The organism is Sulfitobacter sp. 1A13679 (genome assembly GCF_043557115.1).
Lineage (GTDB): Bacteria > Pseudomonadota > Alphaproteobacteria > Rhodobacterales > Rhodobacteraceae > Sulfitobacter > Sulfitobacter faviae.
The window spans coordinates 1-5,471 of the sequence record NZ_JBIFFO010000047.1; the positions used below are offsets into that span (position 1 = coordinate 1).

Below are 5,471 nucleotides of genomic sequence, written 5' to 3' on the forward strand. Positions count from 1 at the left end.
TCCTGCTGCAATGTTCTATTGGTGCGCCAGGCCTAAAGCAGCCATTTGCGCAGCCGCAGCAAAATGGCGCTTTGTCCGCATTGCGGTCATTGACCATACCAAAATGCTGCACTCCGCCGACAACGTCCGCTTTGGGGAAGCTGCATTGCGGCACTGCGACCGTCGGTCAATGTCTCCTTTGGGCCGATCATGCCATCTACAGGCCATCACTTTTCGGTGGTCAAACTCTTCTGCAGGCCCTCACTCCACTTGCGCAGTTCGTCCAGGAAACCCAAGGCTGTGCGCCCCAAGTCGGTGATTTCGTAAACCACGGTGATCGGAGCAGTGTCGCAGACTTCGCGCCTAACCAGCCCCTGGTTTTCGAGTTGCCGCAAGCGTTCCGTGATCATCTTCTTGGATGCGCCGCCGATCATCCGGGCGAGGTCGTTGAACCGCACCGGCCCATCTTTGACGTGCCAAAGGATAGAGCCAGTCCATTTCCCTCCGATGATCCGCATGCCACGCTCGATCGCGCAGGGCTCGGTGCAGGCATTTGCCGCGCTCCGTCGGCCAGCACCGTCTATTTCGATCTTTGCATCCATCGTTTCGCGCTCCGCTGATCTGTTCCGGCTTAGGTTACAAAAAGTATACTGGTTGTTTTTGCTGCCCACCACATTCATCTCATCCCGGACCCCGCCTATGTCAAGCGGGCGCAGCAACGATGGAACAGACGACATGAGCAAGATCTACATTCTGAACGGCGCGCAACCCTATGAATTTGCCCCCGGTAAACTCAACGAAACGCTGGTAGAGCGCGCCAAGGCCACATTTGCGGCGCAGGGACACGAGGTCCGCCTGACTACGGTGGCAGCCGGTTACGATGTGCAGACCGAGGTGGACAGCCACCTCTGGGCGGACGGGGTCGTCCTGCAGTTCCCGGTGAACTGGATGGGCGTGCCGTGGTCGTTCAAGAAATACATGGACGAGGTCTACACGGTCGGCATGGGCGGGCAGCTTAGCAACGGCGACGGGCGTAGCGCTGCCGCACCGAAAGCGAATTACGGCATGGGCGGCAAGCTGGCAGGAACCCGTTACATGATCTCGGCAACGCTGAACGCCCCGGCTGAGGCCTTCGACGACCCGGCAGAGCCGTTCTTCGAGGGCATGTCCCTGGACGACCTCCTGCGCCCGGTCCATCTGAACGCCAAGTTCTTCGGCATGGCGCCGCTGCCGACTTTCGGGGCTTTCGACGTGATGAAGAACCCCGACGTAACCACAGATCTTGCCCGGTTCGACGACCATCTGGCAATGACCTTCGGGGAGTTTTCTAATGACGCGGCCTGACATTGTCCTCTACACCGCCAACACAATGAACGGCTGGAAGCCTCTGATCTTCCTGCACGAAGCGCAGATCGACTATGAGCTGGTGCCGATCGATTTCGGCAAGAAGGAGCAGAAGGCGCCGGATTATCTGCGCCTGAATCCGAACGGGCGCATTCCGACCATCGTGGATCGCGGCGCGGATGACTTCGCCGTGTTCGAGAGCGGTGCGATCCTGTGTTATCTCGCCGAGAAATACGACCGCTTCCTCAGCCACGATCTCAAGGAGCGCTCGGAGACGCTGCAATGGCTTATGTTCCAGATGGGCGGGATCGGCCCGATGATGGGCCAGGCAATGTTCTTCCAGCGGATCGCCAAGCCGAATGGCGACGAGGTGCCCTATGCCGTTAACCGCTACGTGACCGAGAGCCGCCGCCTGCTGGAAGTGCTGGATACGCGGCTTGCCGGGCGCGACTGGCTGGTCGGCGATGCGATGTCCATCGCGGATATCGCGACCTACCCCTGGGCGCGCAGCTACTTCTGGGCCACGGTGAGCGTCGACGGATTGCCGAACCTGCAAGCGTGGTTCGACCGCATTGACGCCATGCCGCGGGTCCAGGAGGCGCTGCAACTGCCGGAGCCGCGATCGTCGGCTTTCGGTCAGGGCGATACGGAGGCTGCGGCCGCAGAGAACGCAGCGCGTTTCCGCTGAACAGCTGACGCGCTGTCTCACGGAGAGGTCAAGTCAGCGCGTCATTTCCCTTCTAAGAGCAGTGGTTCGGATCAATGTCCGCTTGATGCTGCTGCGAAGCAGCGTCGAAGCAGTGTTCTGAAGGTCGGGAATGGGCCGAGAGCTGACCCGGTTGCTCCGGGCGGTGAGCAGACACTCGCCGCGGCACTGACTGAAAACCGCTTCGGGCCGTTCGCGACAAGCGCATCTATCCTGCCACCGAAGCCTCCAGATATTTACGAAGTCTTCTTGGGCTCGGAGGAGACTTGCGGGGGTGCCGCGTGCCATTCGGTTTCATGCCCATCTGAACGTCTGCTCCTACTGTTCCAGCGCAATCCCCCCTCGCAACAGCGGCGAATGGCTCCTCCCCGCCCAAAGTAATGGCTCTAGGCAACGGCGAACATACGCGCTCGCCGCGTTCGGATATGGTTTGCTTGCGTCAAATATAGACCCCGGCTGGTCGATTTTTTTAGGTTTAGCATAGCCTAGTCACTGCAATGAAAACTAACTCTCCCGCCTTCGCCGCGCAGCCCAGTCCTCAATGATCCGCCTGATCAATTCCGGCCTGCTGGGGAGATCTTCATCCACTCGCCGCGCCTCGTCTAGGGCCGCTAAAAGTTCTGTTGGCATCCTAACCATGACCGGTTGAGTGTCGACTCTTGGGCGTCCGCGTGATTTCATGATATTGCCTATTGACAGGTTTGATTTCTTGATATCATATGGAAGCACGAAAGCGGAGAAGCTGCAACTCCTCCGCTTTCGCTAACCGAAACGATCAGATGGAGATCATTATGGCTGACACACATACTACCACGGCACCGAACGGGGCTGAACCCTCTGTTGAGTTCGCGTCTCCCGACCGTCTGGAGTTCCGGAATACTCTGGATCTTCTCTTCGCGGCGCTCCGTGCGGATTGGGAGTATTTCGCGGCACCGTCGAATGCTCCTAGCCGCGCAAAACTGGGCCATGCCGCAGCATCGGTTTGGGCAGCCTGCATCCAGTCGCTGCACGCCGTTCAGAATACGCAAGATGGGCACCCGGATCTGCAAGCAGCCGCGGCACGGATGCTTGAGACCATTCCGGAACAGGCCCCGAAACCAACTTGTGTCAGTCTTCATGGCGCGCACATCCTGTCGAGCGCAAAGAAGCACAGAAAGGCGTGCCCCGGAGTGGCCGACCTGCTGGAAGAAGCGTTTTGCCTCTTGGAAGCCTACAGCGCGAACTTGGTCGTCATGAGCCTGCGCTGATCGGACGCGAAATCAGTTGCCGCACTATTCCTTTTGGTGCGCCTCGCACGGCTTCGATGCGGCAGCTTTCCTTCCCAAAACCCCACCCCGCGACCGCTCCTTCCTCCGGCGCGCGACAGATTCGATTGGAGTCTTGAATGCCTATCACCAATTCTATCTACGCCTTTCCAATCGATGGAAAATTCCGACGAGTTCACCACGGGCCCATTCTCGCGAATTGGAAGAAAGCCGCAGATGCAAAAGGCTTTGCCATCGTAGGCCGTGCCGTCAGTCATGAGCACCTCGTTCTTGGGTGCAAGACCTGTGGTTCGCCGACTCTGAAGCGCGTCAGCGTTGTTCGAGATCACAATCCAGAATGTCCTCATTGTATCCGAACGCGCCGCGAGAATGCCGCCGCGGGCTATGGTGCTACCCTTCTAGGACCTGACCCAAAAGGTAAGCGACGCTACGGCCTTTACGAGTTGCCCTGCGGCCATGCCGATCGCCGGCAGCATACACGTGTCGAGACCGCGGCGGCTGGTGGGCACAAATTGAGCTGCGGTATTTGTTTGAGAGCACGTCATGCCAGAGAGGCAGAAGCGCAGGGCTGGCAGTTGATCTGCAATGCAGACCGCAAGCATGCCAGCTATCGTCGATACGAACACGCCTGCGGCCACCGGCAAAACGTGACGATTGCAAACATGCGGCACGGCGACGTCGACTGCGCCAGCTGCGGTGAAAGCTGGACATCCAAGCCGAGCAAGATTTACCTCCTCCGCTTCCAGCTTCCGGAATCTCCGGTGATCAAACTGGGGTACAGCAGCAATCCGGAATACCGGGTGCGGCAGGTCCAGCATGACCCGCTGGTGACCAAGGGGGCCGTCATTCGCGACATCCCGATGACAACGGGACATCAGGCTGTCCGCATCGAAAAGGCACTGCACTCCTTCATTGCAGCTTCTTGGCCCGACCTGATCGTGCCGTCTAAGAATTTCGAACAGCACCTCCGTACTGTTAGTGAAATTTATGACCATCGTGCGGAGGCCTTTATTTCCGACCTTCTCGATGCCGTCGTCGACGGTTGGGATCCGACTTCGGACATGCCTCCATTCTGACCTCCTACTGATACCGAAGCGTAGCCGCGCCCTGCGCTGCGCTTCCTCCCTCCCATCGTTTCCGGAACCTTTCCCCTATGGCACCACTATCATTGAACCCGCGCGCCAGCGCGCTCTCTCCGCATGTTCGCTCGATCATGCGCCCTCTCTTGCGTCGCATTGCCCTTTGGCATCGCGACCGTGTCGCGGAAGCCCGCGTCATCAGCGGCTCACCTGCTGATTTTGACGCGGAGACCTGCGACCTCGCCGTCGGTACTGGCGTGCCGCCCAGTTTCGACGCGATGCTCACACCGCTTCAGGCGCGTTTCGATGCGCTCTATTCCGCGACACCAGCGGCTTCCGGAATGACCGACAGCGAGGTCGCGGAAGCCATCGCAGAGCGCTGTGACCCTTGGGCGGAGGAACTTGATACCCATCGCACCAGCCCTTTGCCTCAGCCTCCAGTGGCTTCATTGCTCTACGCCGCGCGCTTCGCGACCTTGCTTCAAAGCGACAAAGACATCGAAGTCTTTACGAAGTCGCGGTCTTTCACCCAGCTTGCGGTCGCATCCTCCCAAGACCTGAAAGCTGTTCGGCGCGAGATCGAGCGGATCCTGGAGTGGCTTTCAGACTTGGATCATCATTTGGATAGCCGGTGGCGGGGCTTCGAAATCGTCGTTCAACAAGAGGCGCTGACGGGCTCCAAAAGCGAAACAGAGAAGCGGGGAGAGCATTTTGAGAATGCCATCGCTTCTGCGGTTCGCAAAGGTGCGAAAGTTATCGTTCTCACCCAGGGCCTCGCTTCTCTTCCCCCCGTCGGACGCGCGATGTGTCAAAGTGCTCTCCACCTCCCGCCGCTATCGGCTGAAATCTGGATTGAGGTCCTGCGGGTCACGCATTCTGCGACTGGCGAGGTTGCCACGGAAAATCTCCGCACGCTGCTCTCGGAGTCCAGTTCTCTTGCCGCCTTGCCGCTTGCAGTCATTGAGAGCGCATTTCGCGAACCGACGACACTCACTGTCGCAAGAACCCTTGCAGACGCAGCGGGTCATGTCCCAGGGAGAGGTGTAACTTCTGGTAGCGCTTTTGGTGGCGTCCGCGCCCTTCATGAGGCGCCGTAGG

7 protein-coding genes are annotated in these 5,471 nt (G+C 59.1%); 5 read left to right on the top strand and 2 right to left on the bottom strand.

Annotated features, from left to right (window positions below):
- Window positions 1-206 precede the first annotated feature (206 nt).
- A complete protein-coding gene (locus tag ACGYLA_RS19290) occupies window positions 207-581 on the bottom strand; it encodes a winged helix-turn-helix transcriptional regulator (protein ID WP_394393642.1) in 375 nt (124 codons plus the stop codon).
- Window positions 582-714: 133 nt separating this feature from the next.
- On the opposite strand from ACGYLA_RS19290, the gene ACGYLA_RS19295 reads away from it, so the two are divergent.
- Both ACGYLA_RS19295 and ACGYLA_RS19300 read left to right on the top strand, forming a co-directional pair.
- On the top strand, window positions 715-1,323 hold the full coding sequence (locus ACGYLA_RS19295) for an NAD(P)H-dependent oxidoreductase (protein WP_394393643.1): 609 nt from the start codon (window positions 715-717) through the stop codon (window positions 1,321-1,323).
- Window positions 1,310-2,011, top strand: a complete 702-nt coding sequence (locus ACGYLA_RS19300; protein ID WP_394393646.1) for a glutathione S-transferase family protein — start codon at window positions 1,310-1,312, stop codon at window positions 2,009-2,011. Before ACGYLA_RS19295 ends, ACGYLA_RS19300 begins: the two co-directional genes overlap by 14 nt.
- A gap of 522 nt (window positions 2,012-2,533) precedes the next feature.
- Here the strand turns inward: ACGYLA_RS19300 and ACGYLA_RS19305 are convergent.
- Window positions 2,534-2,710, bottom strand: a complete 177-nt coding sequence (locus ACGYLA_RS19305; protein WP_394393648.1) for a ribbon-helix-helix protein, CopG family — start codon at window positions 2,708-2,710, stop codon at window positions 2,534-2,536.
- Window positions 2,711-2,820: 110 nt separating this feature from the next.
- Here ACGYLA_RS19305 and ACGYLA_RS19310 point away from each other — a divergent pair, with 110 nt between their 5' ends.
- From ACGYLA_RS19310 to ACGYLA_RS19320, 3 genes are all read left to right on the top strand, one after another.
- Window positions 2,821-3,276 (top strand): hypothetical protein, encoded by a 456-nt coding sequence (locus ACGYLA_RS19310; RefSeq protein WP_394393651.1) that lies wholly within the window; start codon window positions 2,821-2,823, stop codon window positions 3,274-3,276.
- Between the two features lie 137 nt (window positions 3,277-3,413).
- Entirely contained in the window at window positions 3,414-4,370 is a 957-nt protein-coding gene (locus ACGYLA_RS19315) for a GIY-YIG nuclease family protein (RefSeq protein ID WP_394393652.1), read from the top strand.
- Window positions 4,371-4,447: 77 nt separating this feature from the next.
- Window positions 4,448-5,470 (top strand): hypothetical protein, encoded by a 1,023-nt coding sequence (locus tag ACGYLA_RS19320; RefSeq protein WP_394434600.1) that lies wholly within the window; start codon window positions 4,448-4,450, stop codon window positions 5,468-5,470.
- The last annotated feature ends 1 nt before the right edge of the window (window position 5,471 follow it).